The organism is Bacillus cereus group sp. BfR-BA-01311 (genome assembly GCF_022664295.1).
Taxonomy (GTDB): Bacteria; Bacillota; Bacilli; order Bacillales; family Bacillaceae_G; genus Bacillus_A; species Bacillus_A cereus.
The window spans coordinates 1-418 of the sequence record NZ_JAKUHC010000042.1; the positions used below are offsets into that span (position 1 = coordinate 1).

Consider the following 418-nt stretch of genomic DNA (forward strand, 5'->3'; position numbering starts at 1 on the left):
ATGTCATATTGAAAATTGGAGCGGAAGACGGGATTCGAACCCGCGACCCCAACCTTGGCAAGGTTGTATTCTACCACTGAACTACTTCCGCAAGACATGTATGAGTTATTTAATTAAAAGTGCGGGTGAAGGGAGTCGAACCCCCACGCCAAAGGCGCCAGATCCTAAGTCTGGTGCGTCTGCCAATTCCGCCACACCCGCATATTAATTTATTTAAGAAAAATGGGGCGACTGATGGGAATCGAACCCACGAATGCCGGAGCCACAATCCGGTGCGTTAACCACTTCGCCACAACCGCCATGATTTCTGGTGCCGACTAGAGGACTTGAACCCCCAACCTACTGATTACAAGTCAGTTGCTCTACCAATTGAGCTAAGTCGGCTAAATGGTGGAGGATGACGGGATCGAACCGCCGA

The 418-nt window shown here is 50.2% G+C and carries 4 tRNA genes; all 4 read right to left on the bottom strand.

Features of this window, described 5'->3' with window-relative positions:
• Nucleotides 1-16: 16 nt before the first annotated feature.
• Nucleotides 17-91, bottom strand: a tRNA-Gly gene (locus MR136_RS28305).
• 29 nt (nt 92-120) lie between these two features.
• Nucleotides 121-201 (bottom strand) — tRNA-Leu (locus MR136_RS28310).
• A 22-nt stretch (nt 202-223) separates the two neighbouring features.
• Nucleotides 224-299, bottom strand: a tRNA-His gene (locus MR136_RS28315).
• A gap of 9 nt (nt 300-308) precedes the next feature.
• A tRNA-Thr gene (locus MR136_RS28320) sits at nt 309-384 on the bottom strand.
• Nucleotides 385-418 lie beyond the last annotated feature (34 nt).